The organism is Aliivibrio sifiae (genome assembly GCF_002954705.1).
In the GTDB taxonomy this organism is placed as follows: domain Bacteria; phylum Pseudomonadota; class Gammaproteobacteria; order Enterobacterales; family Vibrionaceae; genus Aliivibrio; species Aliivibrio sifiae_A.
Window position 1 is genome coordinate 1221598 of the sequence record NZ_MSCO01000002.1, and the last position, 19941, is coordinate 1241538.

Genomic DNA, 19941 nt, shown 5'->3' on the forward strand with positions numbered 1-19941 from the left:
CCTAATTTTAAATATAGAAAAGCAAGACAAATACGTTTATCTCACTTATCTCTATAAATTAAGAGAAACCTTCAAAACAACACCATTTCGGCCTTGATTTTTAGCTTCGTAGAGCGCTTTATCTGCCCTATCTAACCACTTAGCGATTGATTCCTTAGGAGAACGGACTTCAGAAATACCGATACTGCTTGATATACATATTTCACCTAATGATGTATCAACCCGTATCATTCTTATTTTTTCTAATAAAACATTAATATATCGCTCCGCTTCTTGACCATTTTTATTAGGTAAGAGCATGACAAATTCATCATAAAGAGCGAGTTTAAAATAATGGTCATTCTGAGAAAGTACTTTAGATAATAAAACCGTATTTTTCATTAATAACGCAATGACAAACGAAATAATTAGGATGAAAAAGATAATTGAAATATATGCATAATCTGCCCAAAAATACTTAGGTTTTGATACGACCAAAATAAAAGGATAGCTAGGCAGCATAAAAAATCCGATATTGGTTACCCAATATCGGATTTTGAAGGTTTTTAACGATCAGTCAAATGATCCGGAAAATTTCTTAACTGATCGGCATTAGCTAAGTTAGCTGGTTTTTTTAAAATTCTAGAGCTTATTTACCACTATTTTTGTGGTTGAGGCTTACGTGCTGGACGTGGCCCCTGACGGCGTGGTTTTGTTCCATCCGCTTTTGGCTTAGAGAAGTTACTGCCATTACCACGGTTTTCACCATTGCCTTTTGACTTTGGTTTACCAGAGCTAGTTGGCTTACCGCCATCAATAGGACGCTTCTTATTATTACCGCCCTCTTTCTTAGCAGCTCCGCCTTCTTTATTCTCTGTATTACGTCTTGGAGCTGGCTTAGCCCCTTGTCTGTGACCACTGCGGTTTTCACCAGAACGCTGACCATCTCTATGGTCTTGTCTTGGTGCTTTCGCTTTCTTTGGTTTTTTCGCTTTAATCGGGCGAGTATCTAATCGAGATTCAGGCACTTTTAATGTCGGTTCAAAACCTTCAAGCGTATGACGAGGTAATACTTTTTGAATCAGACGTTCAATTGCAAATAATTCACTTGCTTCATCTTCACTCACAAAAGAAACGGCTTTACCCGTTGCACCAGCACGACCAGTACGGCCGATACGGTGAACGTAATCTTCAGGCACCTTTGGTAAATCAACGTTAATGACTTGAGGTAATTGCTCAATATCTAAACCACGAGCCGCAATATCAGTCGCCACTAATACTCGAACCTGACCACTTTTGAAGTTAGCTAATGCTTTAGTACGTGCGCCTTGGCTCTTATTACCATGGATCGCTGCAGAGCTAATGCCTTTTTCTTCAAGCGTCTTCGCTAAACGGTTTGCACCATGTTTAGTTTTGCTGAAAACCAATACTTGTTTCCAATCATTGTCTTTAATTAGCTTAGTAAGAACGCGGGCTTTTTTCGTTTTATCAACAACGTACACCGATTGTTCAACCGTTTCTGCTGTTGTATTACGTGTTGCTACCGAAATCTCTACAGGGTTATTTACAAGCCCTTTTGCTAACTGACGAATGTCATCAGAAAACGTTGCTGAGAACAGCAGATTTTGACGATTCTTAGGTAATTTAGCTAAGATTTTTTTAATGTCATGAATAAAGCCCATATCCAACATACGGTCAGCTTCATCCAATACAAGGATTTCTAATTGATCGAATTTAATCGCGTTCTGGTTTGCAAGATCTAATAAACGACCAGGCGTTGCAACCAATACGTCCACTCCTTTACGAAGACGTTGCATTTGAGGGTTTGCTTTCACACCACCAAATACTACATCAGACGTTAATGGAAGGTTTACACTGTATTTCTCAACACTTTCGTGTACTTGTGCTGCAAGCTCACGTGTTGGTGTTAATACCAATGCACGAACTTGATTAAACTTACGTGTAGGACCTTTTGATAAACGCTCAAGAAGAGGCAGTGTAAAGCCTGCTGTTTTACCTGTACCTGTTTGAGCCGCAGCCATAACATCCTTCCCTTCAATTACCGCAGGGATAGCTTGTAATTGGATAGGTGAAGGAGTGCTGTAACCTTGTGCTTCTACAGCTTTTAAAATAGGGGCAGATAAGCCCAAAGAGGTAAAACCCATACTAAAATGTTCTCTATATTGTTCATTAAGCGCAAAACTGCGAGCGCTGTAGCATACAGTAACTTCTAGATTACTCAATCCTAAAGCGCAGTTTAAAACGAAAAAGCCGAGCAACTAAGGCTCGGCTTTGATTCATTTTGTAAAATTAGGACTCTATTAGTCTTCTAATTCTGCGTTGTGATAAACTTGTTGTACGTCATCACAATCGTCTAGTAGATCTAAGAATTTTTGGAATTTCTCAGCATCTTCGCCTGTAACCGCCATTGGGTTTTGAGGAACGAATGTAATTTCTTCAACATCAACAACTAATTCAGGGAACTCAGCAGCCAATGCTGTTTTCACTTTAAAGAACTCAGTGTTTGGAGCGAATACTGTGATCACACCATCTTCAAGTTCGATATCAGTAACGTCAGCATCTTGCATCATAAGCGCTTCAAGTACTGCTTCTTCGTCGTCGCCTTTAAACTGGAATACAGCTTGGTGATCAAACATGTGAGCACTTGTGCCTGGGCTACCAATCTTAGCGCCAGTCTTAACGAAACATTGACGAACGTCTTGGAAAGTACGGTTACCGTTATCTGTTAAACAGTCAACGATTACGCTTGCGCCGCCTGGAGCAAAACCTTCATAACGAGCGTGTTGGTAATCTTCACCACCGCCGCCGTTCGCTTTATCAATCGCTTTATCAATGATGTGTGTAGGTACCTGATCTTTTTTCGCTTTTGAAATAAGATGTTTTAGAGACAGGTTCATGTCTGGATCAGGACCGCCATTCTTAGCACACATGTAAATTTCTTTACCGTATTTAGAATAAACTTTGATTTTTGCGCCTTGTGTTTTAGCCATTGAAGACTTGCGCACTTCAAAACTTCTTCCCATCGGAATTCTCTCTTTTTTGATTGTGGACTTAAAATTATCGGCAGATTCTACCAAATTACTGAGGTGATACGCTAGTAAAGATCAAGGAACCTTACGCTACGCCCATTTTTGACTTGTATTTTTCAATAGATTGCTGAAAAAAGAGACGTTCAGCCTCATCTTCCAGTTTATTTGCTTCTGTTATCCAAAGGTCTGGGCCTGCTTTTGCATTTTTTACCTTCCAAACAAAGAACGCCGCTTGTTTATCAAGTTCAATTTCGTTTTTCTCTTTTGGAGGCAGTAGTGACAGGTTTTTCATAACAAGCTCAATTTAATTAATTACGGATAAAGTTTAATACTTCACTGTGAAGTTTTCTAGCCCCAAAAAATACATTCACAAAAACAAAACCGACAAGGGTGGCATTCACAAAATAAATGACTTTATGCTCAAATTTGAAACTCTATCACAATTCTCAATTGTGACACACCCATTAATGTCTTATCTATCAATTAGTGCGGTACTATGTTCACACAATCGATTGGTAATGAATAATCAAAGTATTATCACTACCTAAATATAAATAGATTTTTTTCGGCTTAATTTCGTAATATAACGATAATGCTTCAATATCAAAATCTTACTGACACTAAGTGCTCATAATGCAAAATAATAAACAAATCACGACTCGAAACCTCATCATTATATTCATTGTATTAGCTGTTTTTGGTATTGCTGCAAAGCCTTTCTTATCAAACATTGAACATCAATCTAAAGTAAGAGTTTTAGATAAAATAAAAAAATCGGTAGAACACGCAAATAAGACTCAAAAACTCGATACAACCTCTATCATCGCTTTAATTAATCCTCAAGATAGCTTATTAGCATCATTTGATGAAAATAAAACCTATATTGGTTTTGCGGATTCCATTGAAGAACTAAAAAATGGAAAATGCTACTTTCTTTACACTCAAGAAAATGAAGCGACAACAACACACTCTACAATAGAGAACAGTGGCTGTTAAATATTACGGCAACAAAAATGCGCCATAAGTAGACGCATTAATAATATCACTGTGAAGGTATGAAGGTAGAACTCAATAATTAATGGATAAGGCCCAAGTCTTTCGCTTCTTCTAGCGTAAGACCACTTTCTCTAATTTCTCGCATTTCTTCAATACGACGACGTGCTGCTACTTTTTTCTGACACTCTGTAATATTTGTTACTACTTCATCAGCAAGATCATACTTGCCTTTCATATCGGTGATTTCACCGTGATCAATAGAATTAATAGACATAATAACCTCCTAAATCCATACCTTTCAGACGTATGTTTAGCAAAGCCAATTGCACTTGTTAAACCTATTTATCTCATAATGTGATCAAAGTTAGGTTTGTGATTTTTTTCCCAAAAAACACTATCTTTAATTGTATCAGTTGAACTACATTTAAGGTTCTACCCTTAAGAAAATCATTTGAGCTACATCACGTATTTAACGGCACTTGTTCTCTATATCTTCACTTTAAACACTAAAAATTATTTTTATTATTCGTGATATCTACTCAGGTGAGTTACCCTAAGTTTCAACATTGATAAAAATAATGATAACTATGACCATCAACGCCATTGATATTACGGTTCTTACCGAATCATCTTCAACAGAGTCACTACTAACGACCGCCTCATCAAATACGGCTTCTGGCATTACTTGTGAGAACTGCCAAGCATGCTGCTGCAAATTAGAAGTAATGATCATTACAGACACTGGCGTACCAGAAGAGTACATAGACCGTGATGAGTGGGGAAGCGAGGTGATGTTGCGACTGGATGATGGTTGGTGTGCCGCTGTTGATCGCGACACGCTAATGTGTACGATTTATGAAAATCGCCCGTGGATATGCCGTGAATTTGAAATGGCGTCTTATGAATGTGAAGAAGAACGCAAAGCACAGGGCATCGATAAATAGACACCCAGACCTTTAAGTAAAAAAGAAAACCTATATCGTTTCTAAATACGTTAAATACAAACGCGCATCAAATTCTAATTGATGATAATCAGGCTCCATATGGCAACACAATGCATAAAACGCTTTGTTATGATCCTTCTCTTTGATGTGCGCTAACTCATGCACCACAAGCATTTTCAATAAAGGTTCAGGCGCTTTACGAAATACGCTAGAAATACGTATCTCATTTTTCGCTTTCAATTTATTGCCATGAATACGCGAAACAAACGTATGTAAGCCTAACGCATTATTCACTATATGTATCTTAGGGTCATACACCACTTTGCTTAAAGGAGATGACTTTTTAATGTACTTATTCTTTAACGCTTGAGTGTAATCAAACAATGCTTTTTCTGACGTAATGTCATGCATAGTTGGGTATTTATTTTTCACCCATTCCGCTAGCTTCCCATTCGCTACCATAGGCTCAACTTGTGCCAAAATATGCTCAGGGTAACCTTGTAAATATCGCAGTTTAGTCATGGTTTTGTTCATGATCTCATTTTACTTATGATGCACTATTGTACCTTACTTTCTTTATCGCTACTCTACCCACTCTTCTTTCTTCACCTTCTATATCTAACCAAAGGACTGCTATGAATTTTCGTCGCTCAATTGCTCACTCCATAAATCAAATAAAAACAGCAATTAGTGAAGTGATTGAATTTCAGTCTCGCATTTGGGTAATCAACATTCACGAAGGAACCTTAAATGATGAATCTTTCATTATTAATGAAGATAACTTTCAAGAGCCAATGCAATGGATGGTAAAGAGACAATATACTTCTGAGATGATAGAAAAAGTAGATGCGATGAAACGATCTCAAATCGTGGTATTGATGCTTAATAACGTAGAGCATAGATTAATGCGAGTAAAATAAAAAAGGCCTTTATTTCTAAAGACCTTTATAGTGCCGTTTTTTCTAATATTACATTGCTTTCAAAGATCTATTACTTTTTATCATTCTATCAAACAGATTGTTTTTTCGAACATAATGATGGTAGCAAGCCGCTATAATATGAATTAGCACACTACATGCTAATGCAATACACCCCACCCGATGAACCATAAAAAAGAATTGATTAATCACGAGTTCTTCAACCATATTATCGATACTAAATAACCAGAAAAATAGATACGGGCTTTCTAACATCAGATAACCAGAAATAAAAACAATGAACATTAAGAAGTACAATAGTGCATGCATAAAATGTGCAATATTCGCTTCTGTCATATTATTATGTTTGACCGCCTTAACTGCTGGACGAAAATAAGACCAGAGCCAGCGAACAACAAACAAAATGGTTCCCACCGTTGCTAATGACATATTCATAATTGATAACGTATAAAACAATTCTTTATCGCTATTAATAACCAAATGCATAACATAGCCTGCGATGGTGGCATAAATAATAATAACAGCCATAACCCAATGCAATATTTGACTAAAACGATCATAAGAAGTTTGTAAGTTCATATAGCCTCTTTGCAAAAATTGGCCATATTAAAAAATACGGCCAATAATGATATCTATTTTAGTTAGATCTTACCCCAAGCCAATGGCCAGTCAGAACCAACGCCAGGTGCAAAGTTCGTTGCCGTTTCTGACCACTGAACACAGTAACCAGAATAAGGGAATGCTTTACATTGATAGATAGCACCATCTTCTGCTAATACTTTAGTTCCTGCTTCGTAATTTTTTACGTTTTCAGGGAACACAAAATCATAATCACCCGCAGGTGGTGGAGTTTGCTCTTCCATCAAATGGAAATTAGATGTTGTTTGCTCAATTAGCTCGCCTTCCGTATTTTTGATACGAGAAATAAGCATGTGATGACCTTCTTCTGATTTAGATAAAGTCATAACTACTGGTTCAACATCGCCATCTTTTAAATTAACAACAGCATTAGAAAGAGCTTCTCTTGCGTGGTTATATACCGTTAGCTCAACATTCATATCACCTACTGCATACAGAGTAAGGTCTAATTCAGTCGCCTCATCACCAATCATATACATAGATTCTAGACCTTGAATATCTAGCTCATACGTTGGTTCAGGCGTCTCAATTTGGTAACCAATCTCAACATTCTTCAGGCCGCTGCCCGCTTTCAAATATACAGGGTTTGAGCCATATACAGGAACAAACTCACCTTTTTCATTTAGCTGACCAGCACCAATATTTGATTGCTCTTGATTGATCTTAGTTGCCAATGCATGAGTCCAGTTATTTGCTTGACCTTGAGTTGCGTTATCAATAACTAAACGTGTTGATAATGCGGAGTTCTCACCAGATGCATCAAATACACGCGTATAAACCTCATCACCCACGTTTAAATCACGAGTTGGATTAATTTGACCGCCTTGAGTCCAAGTAGGATCAACCACACCACCGTCACCTTCAAATTTAACATCGATTACGTTATAGAATGCCGCAGCGGTATCGCCCACATCCCAAACGGCAAGGATTACTTGGTAACCTTCACGCTCAGGAACAACACAGTCATGAGAGAATGTTTGTGGATATACAGGAGGCTTTTCCATGTTGTATTCAAGTTCACAGAATGGAGTCAAATCAAAAGAATCACGCGTCAATACAGCATTTTGATTCCAGTTCTGTTTTGTCATGTAATATTTCCACGTTTTAGTTACGTGGTTTGCCGTAAATGTCCACTCAAACGTTTGTTGGCCTGCCGTTATCGGACGCTTTACCCAACGATCAGACGTTTGTTCATTTAATTCTGAAAATTGCGGTAAACCTGCACTTGCGATCTGGCCATCAGCAGGACCTTTTTCAGGAAATCCGTCGTCGCCTTCAACACTTTGTGGTTCCCACTGCACAGAGCCACAATTTGTATTCTTTTCTTGAGTATCAGACGTTGGAAATTTACATAAAGCTGCACGCGAAGCAGCAATACCATCGTTTGTTTCAGAAACATAACCATGGGCAGAAACACCCGTGCTAGCCGCTATTAACGACAACGCAAATAGCGTTTTTGTTGAGCATTTGTTCATTATCATTCCTTAAAATTATAATTGTATTATTCATATCACACAGCTAATTGACTGTATTAACAACAATACAAACCAAGCCTCCCTGACTCCTAAAAAGATCAAAAGGGAATGTCTTATTATTTATTTTTAAAATTAATAAGCTTACTGCGTGAGTTGTGGAATGTAGTCGAAAGCATAAATAAACACGACTAATATTGACATAAAATGGAAGTCAAATCACAAAAGAAAAAAAGCTAAATCATTGTAAACAAAGGATAAAATAACAACCAAACGAATATATTAAACAAAGTTAATTCACGTAACGAATAAACAACCGGCGAATAATCAGAAACTAAATACTTATGCAGTAACATAAATGTCAATATCCAAAAATAAGAATACTATCGAATAAGTTAATGTTATCACTCAAAAATTTAATAACATTGCAGCAACAATAAAGGCTGTCTTTCTGTTTAAATAGTGAACTAAAGCATATTTATGACATTACAAAAACGATCGAAACGACAAAGCTCATAACCTTTTATTTACTAAGGTTACTATTCTGTGACAATAACAAAAAAAGTTACTCAATAACTATCGAATAAGACACTGTGTTTCACAGTAAATCTTGCTCATCAGAAACAATTCATCGTTAGAATGGAGCTCAACATGCACAAAAACGAACATCTGCCTTTACCCACCAATACCAAGGAATGGTTTCTAAATAAAAATAGCCTTATCATTCTTTTTGATATTATTCTTTTTGCCCTTCTATATCATTTCTTACCCTTTGAAAGAGAGGTTGTTCTTGGTTTAAGTATTTTAGTTTTTGTTGCTATTTTATGGCTTACCGAAGCGCTACACGTCAGTATTACCGCATTACTCGTCCCTCTTCTCGCTGTTGCTTTTAGTATTTTTGATACGGCTAAAGCCTTAAGTAATTTCTCTAATCCAATTATCTTCTTATTTCTTGGGGGATTTGCTCTTGCTGCCGCTCTGCATCGACAAGAACTAGATAAAGTCATTGCAGATAAAGTATTAGTTCTAGCCAAAGGAAAAATGAGTACTGCGGTTTATATGCTTTTTGGTGTCACCGCCGGTCTATCCATGTGGATAAGTAACACAGCCACCACAGCAATGATGTTGCCACTGGTTTTAGGTGTGCTAAGTAAAGTAAACTCAAAAACAGGCCATAATACGTATGTATTTGTTCTTTTAGGAATCGCTTACTGTGCAAGTATCGGCGGAATTTCAACCATTGTTGGTAGCCCACCGAATGCTATTGCAGCAGCCGAAGTTGGCTTAAGTTTTACTGATTGGATGGCCTTTGGCGTACCTGTCACCCTTATATTATTACCAGTGACTGTTGCTCTGTTATACGTAATGCTAAAACCAAACCTCAATGAAGTATTTGAACTTAACCATGAACCTGTAACGTGGGATAAAGGTAAAATCGTAACTCTAATGATCTTTGGTCTTACGGTTACTTTGTGGATTTTCAGCAAGCCAATTAATGCGATGTTAGGCGGATTCTCGAAATTCGACACCTTAGTTGCACTAATGGCTATCGTCTTACTTGGCTTCTCTCGAGTCGTTCATTGGAAAGACGTTGAAAAAACCACAGACTGGGGCGTTCTACTATTATTTGGCGGTGGTATTTGCTTAAGTAACATCTTAAAAGCAACAGGGACAAGCAGCTTCTTAGCACACAGCCTTAGCGATATTTTATCTCAAGCTGGGATTCTATTTACCATACTAACCGTTGCCGCCTTCGTTGTATTCTTAACAGAGTTTGCAAGTAATACAGCAAGTGCTGCATTATTGATCCCTGTATTTGCGAGCGTAGCAGAGGTGCTTGGTATCTCTCCTGTTGTGTTATCTGCCATGATAGCTATCTCAGCCTCATGTGCCTTTATGCTACCAGTTGCAACACCACCTAACGCCATTGTATTCGGCTCTGGTCACATAAAACAATCAGAGATGATGCGTGTAGGGGTTTACCTAAACTTAGTGTGTATTGTTATCTTAACTGCGTTTGCTTCTATCTTCTGGGCGTAATTAAGACCGCTAAAAACAACAACGGCCTCTGTTAAACACAGAGGCCGCATTTTTTACGGTGGTTAGTCATTATCGATTAATGCCAAAATTCATCATTCGGATCATTCTCTTCGCACCATTCTTTTACCGACCTTGCATTTAAATACGATTGCAAACCATCAAACAAAGCAAAAGCCATAGGGCCACCTAAATGCTCAAACTCATCAAAGAATGCATCTTCTTGTTCAACCAATGCACCTAGATTAATGCACTGATTTTTAATCGCCCATTCTATTGCTTTAGGCTGAGCGACCATACCATCAATTGATACAGGCACTAAAGGCAGTGTTTGAACCGTTTGATTTGATAATTCAGACTCTGCAATATCGGCCTTATCCTGCTCTTGGTTTAAGACTTCATTAATAATGGTATTACGGTCTCTGCTTGAAATGTTTCGATTTAACTCAGCAATACGTAAAGCATAAGCAAAACGCTCAGAACCAACGATTTCAATTAAGGTTTCAAGTAAGACAAGATCCAACGACAATGCTTTCACATGGTATTCAATACACGCTTGAATACTCAAATAACGCACACCATTAAACTCATAACCACAACTTTCATCATACCCATCAAGCGGTTCACCATCGACAGCAATATTCCAACCAACATACTCAACTCGCTCTTTTGCGATTTCATACATCGGCCATGCACTTTTACCAAACCCTTCCAAGATAGCACCGTGAAACTCTGAGTCTTCTAACTCTTCTTTTGTCCACTGTAACCCTATACCTAAATGTTTAGCATATTTGTTCATTAAGGCATGTTTAATGTTATCTCGAAATGACCAGATAGATTCAACCACACCACCCGTAGGTAAAGATAAGCACTCTTTACAAGCCGGTAACTCAATTGGCTGATGCGATATTTGTGCAATTTGGTGGGATGACTTTGGAAAAGAAAGGAGATCAAACGAGGGCTCACCACAGAACCAACAGGCATGTCTGAGGTTAAAAGGAATATCAATAAGAGAGTAGTGAACCATAGGGTTTCCAAGCTAAAGAAGAAAACCCTATTTTACCCAATAATTTGCATTAAGAAAGAAAAGGTGTGATTACTCTTTTTCTCTTAAAATACGGAATGTGTGTATTGCCATCGGAATTAACACAATCGCTAAAACAACGATTAAAAATTCCATAAATACCATGAATGAACTCTGAGAACCATTTAAGAACATCTCATTACCCTATGTTGTTTAAGCCATTACACCTAGACCAGAGACAGTTTATTTCCTGTTTCTTGTTGGTTTTTTATTGCAGAGAATACTCTCTTGCGTTTGTTATGGATCTCATTATGCTGTATTTATAAAGTAATTAGTATCATTTATTCACAAACATACGAGCATAGCTCACAAATATTTATATAAACTAACTTACTGATATAAAACACAATTAAATGAAGTTAAGATTTAATTCTTAAAAGAAAGACAATCTTACATGCTTATTTCATCCCTCCTAATTCTCCTTCGCAACTTCTTACATTGATACTTCTTACATTGATACTTCTTACATTGATACTTCTTATCTTTTAAAAACCTTTTATTCTGTAAGCTTATAAAGTTACGTAACAAGGATGTTAAGTGATATTCATATTAAGTACACGTCACCTTAAAAAGAGTTCAATACATACTCAACATATAGACGAGTCTGTTCGCGCTCATTACCTTATTTTGCCTGATGATGCGACGAGCTCAGATCACAATATTCATCAAACAAACCAAGAGCATTGGATTGCCGATTTAACAGCCGCAGCAACCAGTGGGCACCACCCTGATCACCATCCATTAGCTCAATTTAAAACAGGAAACATTCTTTTCTTTGTGCATGGGTATAACAATAACCAAGAAGAAGTGATACAACGCCATAAACTGTTAGATAAAAACCTTAAAGAACAAGGGTTCACAGGTACGATTGTCAGTTTTGACTGGTCTTGCTCTACCTACACTTTACATGATTTAGAAGACAGGATGGATGCTTATCAAAGTGCATTGCAATTGGTTATTTCAGGGATCACTCCATTAGCTATTAACCAACTCAACGAACGTAAAAACCAATGCGATATTGATGTTCATTTACTTGGGCATTCAACTGGGGCTTATGTAATTAGAGAAGCATTTTACCAAGCCAGTAAAAACCGAACCTTACAACGCATTTATTGGAACGTTAACCAAATATGTTTTATTGGGGGAGATATTGCCCAAAAATCATTACAAAACGATGACAGTAAATCAAAGCCCTTATTTGAACAATCTACTCGTATTACTAATTACCAAAGCCCTTATGATACGGCCTTAAAAATATCAGGTATAAACCGCTCTGGACTATCTCCTCGTTGTGGACGCATAGGGATCCCGAATAATGCCCCCGATCATGTCGTTAATGTGTATTGTGGTGCCCACTGGTTATCACTCACCAGCCCTTTTTCGCAAGATACTAATGATAATTGGACCCACTCATGGCACTTTTACTGCAAACACTTTGCGGAAGATTTAGCACAAACCTTATTAGGCGATATTGATAGGTTAGCCATACCAACCCGAGAAAGAACAAACGGAGAATTAAGCTTAAAAGTGAAAAAGCCCGTAACGATTGGGATTGTAAAAAACAGAGGGAAGCTGTGAGGTTGGTTGAGCTAGATAAGTGTTTATTTCATTAAAAATGAAAGCTTGCTATGATTTTAAGATACAATTTTAATAGGTTATATCATCATGGTTAATAGTAATTACTATAATAGTAACGCAGATGCTTTTTTTAACGATACTATTGATGTCGATGCAAGCTCTCTCTACCAAGAATTCATGCCTTATCTTCCTACCAATGCAAAAATTATTGATGCAGGCTGTGGCTCAGGCCGTGATACACACCATTTTTTAAAAAATGATCATGATGTCATTGCTTTTGATTCAAGTGAAAAGTTAAGGCAACTTGCCACAGAACGAACAAAGCACCCTATTTTACATACTACTTTTTTGGAATTTTCAACCAAACCAGAAAGCCAAGATGCTATCTGGGCCTGTGCTTCTTTGCTTCATGTCCCAATGAATGAATTAACACAAACCTTTCTCCATTTAAGTCAATTCCTTAAAACTAATGGCATTTTCTATTGTTCATTCAAATATGGTAACAATGAAACTAACCGTAATGGTCGTCGATTTACCAATTTAAATGAGGCATTGTTAATTCAACTACTTAAATCTTCACCTTTAGTTATTAAAAAAATATGGATAACCGAAGATTTACGCTTAGGAAGAACTAATGAAAAATGGCTAAATACCATTTTAACTAAACTATAAACCTTTAAATAAAGTCATTCGGTGATGCTTCAAATATTTCTCATGTTCTCTATTTACATGAAAAGCCATTCCATCAGTAATACCTAATACTTCTGGTTTTTCTAGCTGTCTAGAAACCATAACTTTTCCTGAATTTTCGAAAGAAATAAATCCGAGATCAAACGCTTTATCTAAATTTGCAAGCAGCAATAAACCATTAAATTTATCTAATCGTTCAGCATTATTAGCATCTCGCCAAGGTTTAATGTGCGATGCAACTAACATCTGTGTATTTTTATATCCAGTTACCGAGCATCCCTTCCACATTTCAATAAGTTGCTTTCTAAAGGTTCCTTGTCCCATTCTGGTATTAATCATTATCGATTTTTCAGTTTGTGTAAGTTTTTTATCTTCAAAGATATTTTGAATGTCTGCTTTTACATCTATTTGAGATAAATCTGCTAAAAAACGTTGGTATGAGTTTAATGCTGCGCTATACATACTATTACCCCTGACATTAAACTTTTTAAACTTATCCAAAGATCGCACACTTTCAGAAAGACGACAAAACTCTCGAAAAGACTTCACCTCGGTTAAAGGGACATTAAGAAGCCTTTCCTGCACCATCCAATTAGAAATAGACCCTCTTATTGCTTGGGAATAATTTTTAGCTGTTTTTTCTGATTTACCAATATCAAGAAGCCATTGAATGTAGAGAGCCGTTAAATCTGATAAATTTTCCACAAGAGAGTCTTTAAAATCATTAACCACTATCGGACTTTTTAAGTAATCAAACAATTCTGGATCTAAATAAGCATAGTCCACAGCTTTATTTGAATACCCTTTAACAAGAGAAGCATCAATACCTTCTTGATAAACTAAATGCCAAAAACCTTCACTTTTAAGATGAAAAAAAGGATTTTCAGGTGTGTCTCTATCTTGACCTTGCTTACGTTCATTGAAGAAATGAGTAAACCGATCTTTTAATGTTATATCAAGCTTAATCTTATTCTCATAGATATAACCTGCCTGTATTAAGTCCATAACTGAAAGCAACATGCAGACTTTATGAGGACTTTTTCGGCCTTTGTTACTATTCATGTTCAAGTTACGGAATTTGTCTACATAATAATCAACAGACATACAGCATCCTAAAAATAAAAACCAAGCTATTATAATATTATACCTAGTAAAAAAATGAGGTATAACAATCATTTCAAAAGCTATAAATATTAATAATAAAATCTAGCCCTGATTGTGACCCGTAGGGCCAAGACACAGCGAAGCGTTTTGTGGCTTGGTTGAGCCATTGGGGTTTGCGAAGAATGAGCAACCCCAATTCGCGAGATAAAGCAGGTTGCCCGAAGGGTGCTTACATTACGTTATTTAAATTTCGCTGTTGGTCCATGTAGACTTTTAAGCGGTTTACTCTTGATTCAATCTCTTTTTCTTTTAGCTCGCCTCGTTTCATTGCGAACTTGATGGCTTGCTGGTCGTACACGCCTTCGTTTTGCATCTTCATATTACTGATGCTGTTTTTAAGCTCTTCTTGGCTTCTGTCTCGCTCTATTGATTCGGTTTAATTTTACCAATCGCTTCTATTTTCATGTAAACCTCTGACTTGAATGTTTTTATTATTTTCTGGAACAGTAGATCCAAGTTCAGTGGCGGTCAAGTAAAACTAAAGGCACTCTGCATGTTGTATGAAGAATGCCTCTGTTTTTTACTTCATCATTGGGTAGGTGAAGAACAGTAGATGAGCAAAATTAAATAAGAAGTGGAATAACACGGCAACCCACAAACGTGAACTGTAATGGTAAGCCAAGCCATAACCTACGCCTGCTAGCGTAGCAAAAGCAACCAAGAGTAACCCGCCGCCAATGTGCGCTAAGCCAAATAATAAGCTTGCCACTGCTACGCCTGCTATCCAACCAAATCGTTTACTTAATGATTGCTGCACAAAACCACGGAAAAAGGCTTCTTCTGCTACACAGGTAAGCAGTAAGTTATTTAACGCAAATAACCACCACCAATGAGGAATTGTTAGCTCTGGTTGTAAAGCGCCTAGTCCCCATGCTATTGGTAATAAACTAAATAATGGTATTGCTGTAAGCAGAAGCGCTTTTTTATTGAAGCTTGCTTTATTTCCTAACATTGCAGGATAAGCGAGTAGCAATCCAAAAAAGATGAACGGCTTATCTAGGTTTAAGTACATTGTAAAGGGGATGCTTTGTGGGCCGGTGATAACGGCATCAAGCACTTTGGCATTGGTGAAACCGGGTATTAGGTGTAGGAAAAGAGCGACACACCAAAGGAAGATAAATAGGTAGGCACCTATCTGCCATTTGCGCTCTAGGCTTGGGGTTTTATAAGCGATAAAGAGGCCAACAATAAGAGCAACTAAACCGATTATATTGAGTCTTTGTTCTATTAACCCCCCGATTAAACTGATACCAAGTAAAGCGAAACTGGGTTTGGTTTGATGGGCAAGAGCAAATACGATGGCTAGGGAGAGTGGCAGCCAAATCCACATTGAGATATCTAAAATCATAGCAAGTCCTTTAAAAGTAATAGCGACGTCTAAGCGCGTCTTAAATGTGAAGCTAAGCCTACTTATATGTTGCTACAATGAAAAGATAAATACGCTTTTTTGTCGCTATTTTTTAAAAAATTTGCATTAAATGAATATATTTTAAGCAATAACCTTTTGATGGTTTCTAAACGCTATTTATTTTGTCGGTTGGCTTGAGAGCATTTCATCTAAACCACCGCCGTTGTGCACTTGAGTAAAGCCTTCTTGTTGTAGGTAAGTCATGGCTTTTCCTGAGCGATTACCGCTGCGGCAATACACTACAATTGGGGTGTTTTTGTCTATGTCTGCAAAGGCGGTATTTACGGTGTTTAATGGAAGATTTGCGGCTCCCTTTACGTGTCCTTGGTTAAATTCGTTAGGAGTGCGTACATCAATTAATAACGCGCCGTGATCGACAAGGTGCCACGCTTTATCGCTTCGCTCTGATGCCCAGCTAGTAAAAGATGTGATGGCAAGTAGCAGACATAATCCCACTTTGGTTTTCATTTATTGTCCTTGTTAAATGCTTAGTAAAATTTGTCTTATTTTAATCTGGATTGTATTTCCCGTATAAAATGTTGATCGTATTTATAGGCGAGATCAAAAAAAGCCAGCGTATTCATCTCTATAAGGGAATAACACTGGCTTTCTTTTTGTATCAACCGAATTAAATTAGGCTGATTAACTTTCTTTATTATGCGCTAGCAACTTCTGTTTGCTCTGGTGTTTCACCACGAATAATACGTGTTAGCTTAGGAGCTATCATCAGTGTAATTACCGCTACGATAGCTGTTGCGTAACCAATTTTACCAAACACATCGCTGTAGATAGCTAATGTTTGGTTTGCATCAGTTAAACCTGCTGGAGCTGTAGTTAATGCTGCAACCCAACCTGCAATAACCGCTGCGGTTGCTGAAGTTAAGAACCACATGCCCATTGCAAAGCCCATCATGCGTTGTGGTACTAGTTGTGCCACCATCGCAAGACCTAAACCAGAAACCAATAGCTCACCTAATGATTGGAAGGCGTAACAAGCCACTAACCAGTTTGAACTCATAATTCCTTTTGCATTTGCAAAGTTAGCGCCGAATTTTAGAACAAGGAAAGACAAAGCACACAGCACCATACCAAATGCGAATTTGTATGGCATTGCAAAGCGCTCACCTAGGTTGTTGTAAGCAATTGCTAGAATTGGGCTCGCTACCATTATCCAGAATGGATTTAATGCTTGGAACTGCTCTGGTGCTACCGATAAGCCAAACAAGTTATGTTCGATATTATGAATAGCGAAGAAGTTTAGTGATGTTGGCATTTGGAAGTAAAGCACGAAGAACACCACGCCTTGCAGCATTAGTGCAAACGCAACGAGCATTTTTGCACGCTCTAATCCTTGGATCTTGAATGCTTCTTTCATGTAAAGAACAACGATTGATACACCAACAACAACCAAGATAGCGTGAGCATAAAATAAATGCTGTAGCAGTATTGAACATAATAAGCTCAATGCAACCGCACCTGCCACTACGCCTAAATAACGCGCTTTATTTACTGCAATAAGATCAGGTTCTGAACCGACACCTTTCACCATGCGAGAGCACATTAGGAAGTTAATCACGGTAATGATCAAACCAACGGCACTGACACTAAACGCCATACCATAGCCAAACTGACTTGCTATCCATGGGATAAGTAACATCGAGAAAAATGAACCAAGGTTAATCGCCATGTAATACATGGTAAATGCACCATCTAAACGCTTATCGTCTTGATCGTATACTTTAGCCAGTAAACTTGATGGGTTTGCTTTAAATAGACCATTACCCATAGTAATGAAGCCCATTGCAACATAGATAAGACCTGAACCACCAATATTTCCTGCCGATGCAGATACACCTAATAGTGCGTAACCAATGGTGAGTATGAATGCTCCGAGTGTGATGGTTCGTTTAGTTCCTATGACTTTATCACCAACCCAACCACCAATGGCGACAGAGCCAAAGATTAATGCTGAGAATGCACCGAAAAGAATGAAAGACTCTGACTCTGACATTCCTAAAATTTTAACCAAATAAACGGCTAAGATTGCTTGCATGCCGTAGAAGCCAAAACGCTCCCAAAACTCGATAGAAAAGATTAAATAAAACTGCTTAGGCTGCTTGAATACATTCAAGTTAGACATAAATAAATCCCTGTGTATGTTGTGGTTATTTGCTTTGCTTTTTTTATTAATTGCACTGCCAACTTACGTATTTAACATTTAGTTATCACTAGCCATAAATGAAATCTAAATTACCGATTTTGAAATTATCAATAAGAGACAAGGAAATCAATAATTTACAAATATATACACAAGGAAACATTTAGTAACATTTTGTGCTAACATAATATTGACAAAGCAAAGATGACTTCATTGTAGGGACTAATAAATTATAAGGATAATAAAGGACTTACAAAAAAAGGCGTAATATAGGCAACAACAGACGCCATTGTCTGCTGCTACTCATAAGAAGAATTACATTGCAGTTTGTTTACGGTGTTTAAAATCAACCAGCATGCCAAGTACAAACACACCTATCGTCACAAATAAGATGCTTTGGAACACATGATGATATTGAGTCGCTGATACAATCAGATCCAATGTACCTGCATTTACTCCTGTATCTGTTGAAGTAAACTGTGCAATATCTGCGGCCAAATAGTTAGCCACAGAGCCACCAGAAAGCATGTAAATACCCGCTAATGTTCCTGTTGCACCTTGCGGATTTAATCGTGTAATCGCAGCAAGAGCGACAGGGTCAATAAATAGCTCAGCTACTCCAATACATAACAAACCAATCATTAACCAAACAAAGGTGGTTTCACCGCTTGCCATCGCTAATTTAGAAGACAAGGTTATTAAGCTAAATCCTGCAGTTAATAATAAAAGACCAATATTTAGCTTAGTCAGTGTTCTTACTGAAATACTTTTTGAATCCAGAATTTTCCATAACCAAGCAACCGCCGCACCACCAACAATGACTGCAATTGGGTTAATCGCTTGGAAGAAAGCTGTTGGGATCGTAAAGCCACCAATATTAGTATTAATGTTACGTTCAATGAACAAGCTGATTGAGCTACCACCCTGTTGGTCGAATGCCCAAAAAACCGTACCAAATAACATGAAATACATGATTGAATTTAACTTTTGGCGATCTTCTGCATCACTTTTACGATATAGGTTAATGATATGGACTAAAGACATTAAGCAGATAACAAATAAGATATACCCTGCCCATAGATTTTTAAGCACAAACACTAAACCTAAGGTTGCTACTGCGATAGCGGCTATTAATAGAGACCAATGCGGGATCCCGGCACTTTTTCTTTTTAGTGCTGGTATATTTGGTTGGCTTACATAGGTGAAATATTTACGGCCTGAGATAAATACACACAAACCAATAAACATGCCAATACCTGCCAATGAGAAGCCAACATTCCAACCCCATTTCATCGCAGCGAAACCACATAGAATAGGGGCAATCATTGAGCCAATATTGCCACCGATATAAGAGATAGAGAAACCCGCTTCACGTCCATGCTCTTGCTCTTTGGTTTGATAAAGTTCACCTAACAAACAACTAGAATTGGTTTTAAAGAAGCCATAACCACAAATAATAAGCGATAAGGCTAAATACAGTGTCGAATGATCACTACTGGGAATGCTTAATACAAAATGCCCTCCAACCATCAATAAGCTACCGAGAACCACTGACCAGTAATTACCAAGATACTTATCTGCTAAATAGCCACCAATAATAGGCGTTACATACACAAGTGATGTATACGCACCATACAAGGCATAGGCATGTTGGTCTGACATTAATAGCTTTTCCGTTAAGAAAAGAATCAATAAAGAGCGCATACCGTAATAGCTAAAGAATTCCCACATCTGTATTGCAATAATATGGAATATTCCTTTTGGTTGTTTGATCGTATTCATCTGTTGCCTCGTGACTGCTGCA

At 37.6% G+C, this 19941-nt stretch carries 21 protein-coding genes; 6 read left to right on the forward strand and 15 right to left on the reverse strand.

Annotated features, from left to right (window positions below; genetic code table 11):
* Positions 1-51: 51 nt before the first annotated feature.
* From BTO22_RS16370 to BTO22_RS16385, 4 genes are all read right to left on the reverse strand, one after another.
* A complete protein-coding gene (locus tag BTO22_RS16370; RefSeq protein ID WP_105056391.1) occupies positions 52-501 on the reverse strand; it encodes a GGDEF domain-containing protein in 450 nt (149 codons plus the stop codon).
* A 137-nt stretch (positions 502-638) separates the two neighbouring features.
* Positions 639-2144 carry a DEAD/DEAH box helicase gene (locus BTO22_RS16375; protein ID WP_105056392.1) on the reverse strand — a complete coding sequence of 502 codons (1506 nt, stop codon included), beginning with the start codon at positions 2142-2144 and terminating at the stop codon, positions 639-641.
* Between the two features lie 156 nt (positions 2145-2300).
* Positions 2301-3023, reverse strand: a complete 723-nt coding sequence (locus BTO22_RS16380) for a YebC/PmpR family DNA-binding transcriptional regulator (RefSeq protein ID WP_105056393.1) — start codon at positions 3021-3023, stop codon at positions 2301-2303.
* Between the two features lie 91 nt (positions 3024-3114).
* Positions 3115-3321, reverse strand: a complete 207-nt coding sequence (locus BTO22_RS16385) for a DUF3283 family protein (RefSeq protein WP_060992034.1) — start codon at positions 3319-3321, stop codon at positions 3115-3117.
* Between the two features lie 341 nt (positions 3322-3662).
* On the opposite strand from BTO22_RS16385, the gene BTO22_RS16390 reads away from it, so the two are divergent.
* Complete coding sequence (locus tag BTO22_RS16390) at positions 3663-4025, forward strand: pilus assembly protein PilA (protein ID WP_105056394.1); 363 nt, start codon at positions 3663-3665, stop codon at positions 4023-4025.
* A gap of 79 nt (positions 4026-4104) precedes the next feature.
* Here the strand turns inward: BTO22_RS16390 and BTO22_RS16395 are convergent, their stop codons facing one another.
* Positions 4105-4299 (reverse strand): hypothetical protein, encoded by a 195-nt coding sequence (locus tag BTO22_RS16395; protein ID WP_105056395.1) that lies wholly within the window; start codon positions 4297-4299, stop codon positions 4105-4107.
* A gap of 313 nt (positions 4300-4612) precedes the next feature.
* Here BTO22_RS16395 and BTO22_RS16400 point away from each other — a divergent pair, with 313 nt between their 5' ends.
* Complete coding sequence (locus tag BTO22_RS16400) at positions 4613-4969, forward strand: YkgJ family cysteine cluster protein (protein WP_258132680.1); 357 nt, start codon at positions 4613-4615, stop codon at positions 4967-4969.
* 30 nt (positions 4970-4999) lie between these two features.
* On the opposite strand, the gene BTO22_RS16405 is transcribed toward BTO22_RS16400, so the two are convergent.
* Positions 5000-5491 carry a M48 metallopeptidase family protein gene (locus BTO22_RS16405; protein WP_105056593.1) on the reverse strand — a complete coding sequence of 164 codons (492 nt, stop codon included), beginning with the start codon at positions 5489-5491 and terminating at the stop codon, positions 5000-5002.
* Between the two features lie 113 nt (positions 5492-5604).
* Here BTO22_RS16405 and BTO22_RS16410 point away from each other — a divergent pair, with 113 nt between their 5' ends.
* Positions 5605-5889, forward strand: coding sequence for a hypothetical protein (locus tag BTO22_RS16410; protein ID WP_105056396.1), 285 nt, complete (start codon positions 5605-5607; stop codon positions 5887-5889).
* Positions 5890-5937: 48 nt separating this feature from the next.
* Here BTO22_RS16410 and BTO22_RS16415 read toward each other — a convergent pair whose 3' ends face one another.
* Complete coding sequence (locus BTO22_RS16415) at positions 5938-6486, reverse strand: cytochrome b (RefSeq protein WP_105056397.1); 549 nt, start codon at positions 6484-6486, stop codon at positions 5938-5940.
* A 62-nt stretch (positions 6487-6548) separates the two neighbouring features.
* On the reverse strand, positions 6549-8021 hold the full coding sequence (gene gbpA / locus BTO22_RS16420; protein WP_105056398.1) for an N-acetylglucosamine-binding protein GbpA: 1473 nt from the start codon (positions 8019-8021) through the stop codon (positions 6549-6551).
* 648 nt (positions 8022-8669) lie between these two features.
* On the opposite strand from gbpA, the gene BTO22_RS16425 reads away from it, so the two are divergent.
* Complete coding sequence (locus BTO22_RS16425; protein ID WP_105056399.1) at positions 8670-10058, forward strand: SLC13 family permease; 1389 nt, start codon at positions 8670-8672, stop codon at positions 10056-10058.
* 76 nt (positions 10059-10134) lie between these two features.
* On the opposite strand, the gene BTO22_RS16430 is transcribed toward BTO22_RS16425, so the two are convergent.
* Positions 10135-11082: a hypothetical protein gene (locus BTO22_RS16430; RefSeq protein ID WP_105056400.1), complete on the reverse strand. Its 948-nt coding sequence runs from the start codon at positions 11080-11082 to the stop codon at positions 10135-10137.
* 594 nt (positions 11083-11676) lie between these two features.
* Between BTO22_RS16430 and BTO22_RS16435 the strand changes: the two genes are divergently transcribed.
* Together BTO22_RS16435 and BTO22_RS16440 are read left to right on the forward strand one after the other, a co-directional pair.
* On the forward strand, positions 11677-12717 hold the full coding sequence (locus tag BTO22_RS16435) for an alpha/beta hydrolase (RefSeq protein ID WP_105056401.1): 1041 nt from the start codon (positions 11677-11679) through the stop codon (positions 12715-12717).
* A gap of 87 nt (positions 12718-12804) precedes the next feature.
* Positions 12805-13389 carry a class I SAM-dependent methyltransferase gene (locus tag BTO22_RS16440; protein WP_105056402.1) on the forward strand — a complete coding sequence of 195 codons (585 nt, stop codon included), beginning with the start codon at positions 12805-12807 and terminating at the stop codon, positions 13387-13389.
* Here the strand turns inward: BTO22_RS16440 and BTO22_RS16445 are convergent.
* The 6 genes from BTO22_RS16445 to BTO22_RS16470 all read right to left on the reverse strand — a co-directional run bounded on the left by BTO22_RS16445 (position 13384) and on the right by BTO22_RS16470 (position 19919).
* Positions 13384-14511: an HNH endonuclease gene (locus tag BTO22_RS16445; RefSeq protein ID WP_105056403.1), complete on the reverse strand. Its 1128-nt coding sequence runs from the start codon at positions 14509-14511 to the stop codon at positions 13384-13386. The genes BTO22_RS16440 and BTO22_RS16445 overlap by 6 nt on opposite strands.
* Positions 14512-14740: 229 nt before the next feature.
* Complete coding sequence (locus BTO22_RS20275; RefSeq protein WP_258132648.1) at positions 14741-14890, reverse strand: hypothetical protein; 150 nt, start codon at positions 14888-14890, stop codon at positions 14741-14743.
* A gap of 201 nt (positions 14891-15091) precedes the next feature.
* Complete coding sequence (locus BTO22_RS16455) at positions 15092-15919, reverse strand: CPBP family intramembrane glutamic endopeptidase (protein ID WP_105056404.1); 828 nt, start codon at positions 15917-15919, stop codon at positions 15092-15094.
* A 177-nt stretch (positions 15920-16096) separates the two neighbouring features.
* Positions 16097-16447 carry a rhodanese-like domain-containing protein gene (locus BTO22_RS16460; protein ID WP_105056405.1) on the reverse strand — a complete coding sequence of 117 codons (351 nt, stop codon included), beginning with the start codon at positions 16445-16447 and terminating at the stop codon, positions 16097-16099.
* Positions 16448-16634: 187 nt separating this feature from the next.
* A complete protein-coding gene (gene dtpA, locus BTO22_RS16465; RefSeq protein WP_105056406.1) occupies positions 16635-18119 on the reverse strand; it encodes a dipeptide/tripeptide permease DtpA in 1485 nt (494 codons plus the stop codon).
* A 333-nt stretch (positions 18120-18452) separates the two neighbouring features.
* Complete coding sequence (locus tag BTO22_RS16470; RefSeq protein WP_105056407.1) at positions 18453-19919, reverse strand: peptide MFS transporter; 1467 nt, start codon at positions 19917-19919, stop codon at positions 18453-18455.
* Positions 19920-19941 lie beyond the last annotated feature (22 nt).

What these genes read in the sequence shown, in the direction of transcription:
- BTO22_RS16370 (WP_105056391.1), bottom strand. Translation starts at nt 501, where the DNA reads ATGCTGCCTAGCTATCCTTTTATTTTGGTCGTATCAAAACCTAAGTAT.
- BTO22_RS16375 (WP_105056392.1), bottom strand. Translation starts at nt 2,144, where the DNA reads ATGGGTTTTACCTCTTTGGGCTTATCTGCCCCTATTTTAAAAGCTGTA.
- BTO22_RS16380 (WP_105056393.1), bottom strand. Translation starts at nt 3,023, where the DNA reads ATGGGAAGAAGTTTTGAAGTGCGCAAGTCTTCAATGGCTAAAACACAA.
- BTO22_RS16385 (WP_060992034.1), bottom strand. Translation starts at nt 3,321, where the DNA reads ATGAAAAACCTGTCACTACTGCCTCCAAAAGAGAAAAACGAAATTGAA.
- BTO22_RS16390 (WP_105056394.1), top strand. Translation starts at nt 3,663, where the DNA reads ATGCAAAATAATAAACAAATCACGACTCGAAACCTCATCATTATATTC.
- BTO22_RS16395 (WP_105056395.1), bottom strand. Translation starts at nt 4,299, where the DNA reads ATGTCTATTAATTCTATTGATCACGGTGAAATCACCGATATGAAAGGC.
- BTO22_RS16400 (WP_258132680.1), top strand. Translation starts at nt 4,613, where the DNA reads ATGACCATCAACGCCATTGATATTACGGTTCTTACCGAATCATCTTCA.
- BTO22_RS16405 (WP_105056593.1), bottom strand. Translation starts at nt 5,491, where the DNA reads ATGACTAAACTGCGATATTTACAAGGTTACCCTGAGCATATTTTGGCA.
- BTO22_RS16410 (WP_105056396.1), top strand. Translation starts at nt 5,605, where the DNA reads ATGAATTTTCGTCGCTCAATTGCTCACTCCATAAATCAAATAAAAACA.
- BTO22_RS16415 (WP_105056397.1), bottom strand. Translation starts at nt 6,486, where the DNA reads ATGAACTTACAAACTTCTTATGATCGTTTTAGTCAAATATTGCATTGG.
- gbpA (WP_105056398.1), bottom strand. Translation starts at nt 8,021, where the DNA reads ATGAACAAATGCTCAACAAAAACGCTATTTGCGTTGTCGTTAATAGCG.
- BTO22_RS16425 (WP_105056399.1), top strand. Translation starts at nt 8,670, where the DNA reads ATGCACAAAAACGAACATCTGCCTTTACCCACCAATACCAAGGAATGG.
- BTO22_RS16430 (WP_105056400.1), bottom strand. Translation starts at nt 11,082, where the DNA reads ATGGTTCACTACTCTCTTATTGATATTCCTTTTAACCTCAGACATGCC.
- BTO22_RS16440 (WP_105056402.1), top strand. Translation starts at nt 12,805, where the DNA reads ATGGTTAATAGTAATTACTATAATAGTAACGCAGATGCTTTTTTTAAC.
- BTO22_RS16445 (WP_105056403.1), bottom strand. Translation starts at nt 14,511, where the DNA reads ATGTCTGTTGATTATTATGTAGACAAATTCCGTAACTTGAACATGAAT.
- BTO22_RS20275 (WP_258132648.1), bottom strand. Translation starts at nt 14,890, where the DNA reads ATGAAGATGCAAAACGAAGGCGTGTACGACCAGCAAGCCATCAAGTTC.
- BTO22_RS16455 (WP_105056404.1), bottom strand. Translation starts at nt 15,919, where the DNA reads ATGATTTTAGATATCTCAATGTGGATTTGGCTGCCACTCTCCCTAGCC.
- BTO22_RS16460 (WP_105056405.1), bottom strand. Translation starts at nt 16,447, where the DNA reads ATGAAAACCAAAGTGGGATTATGTCTGCTACTTGCCATCACATCTTTT.
- dtpA (WP_105056406.1), bottom strand. Translation starts at nt 18,119, where the DNA reads ATGTCTAACTTGAATGTATTCAAGCAGCCTAAGCAGTTTTATTTAATC.
- BTO22_RS16470 (WP_105056407.1), bottom strand. Translation starts at nt 19,919, where the DNA reads ATGAATACGATCAAACAACCAAAAGGAATATTCCATATTATTGCAATA.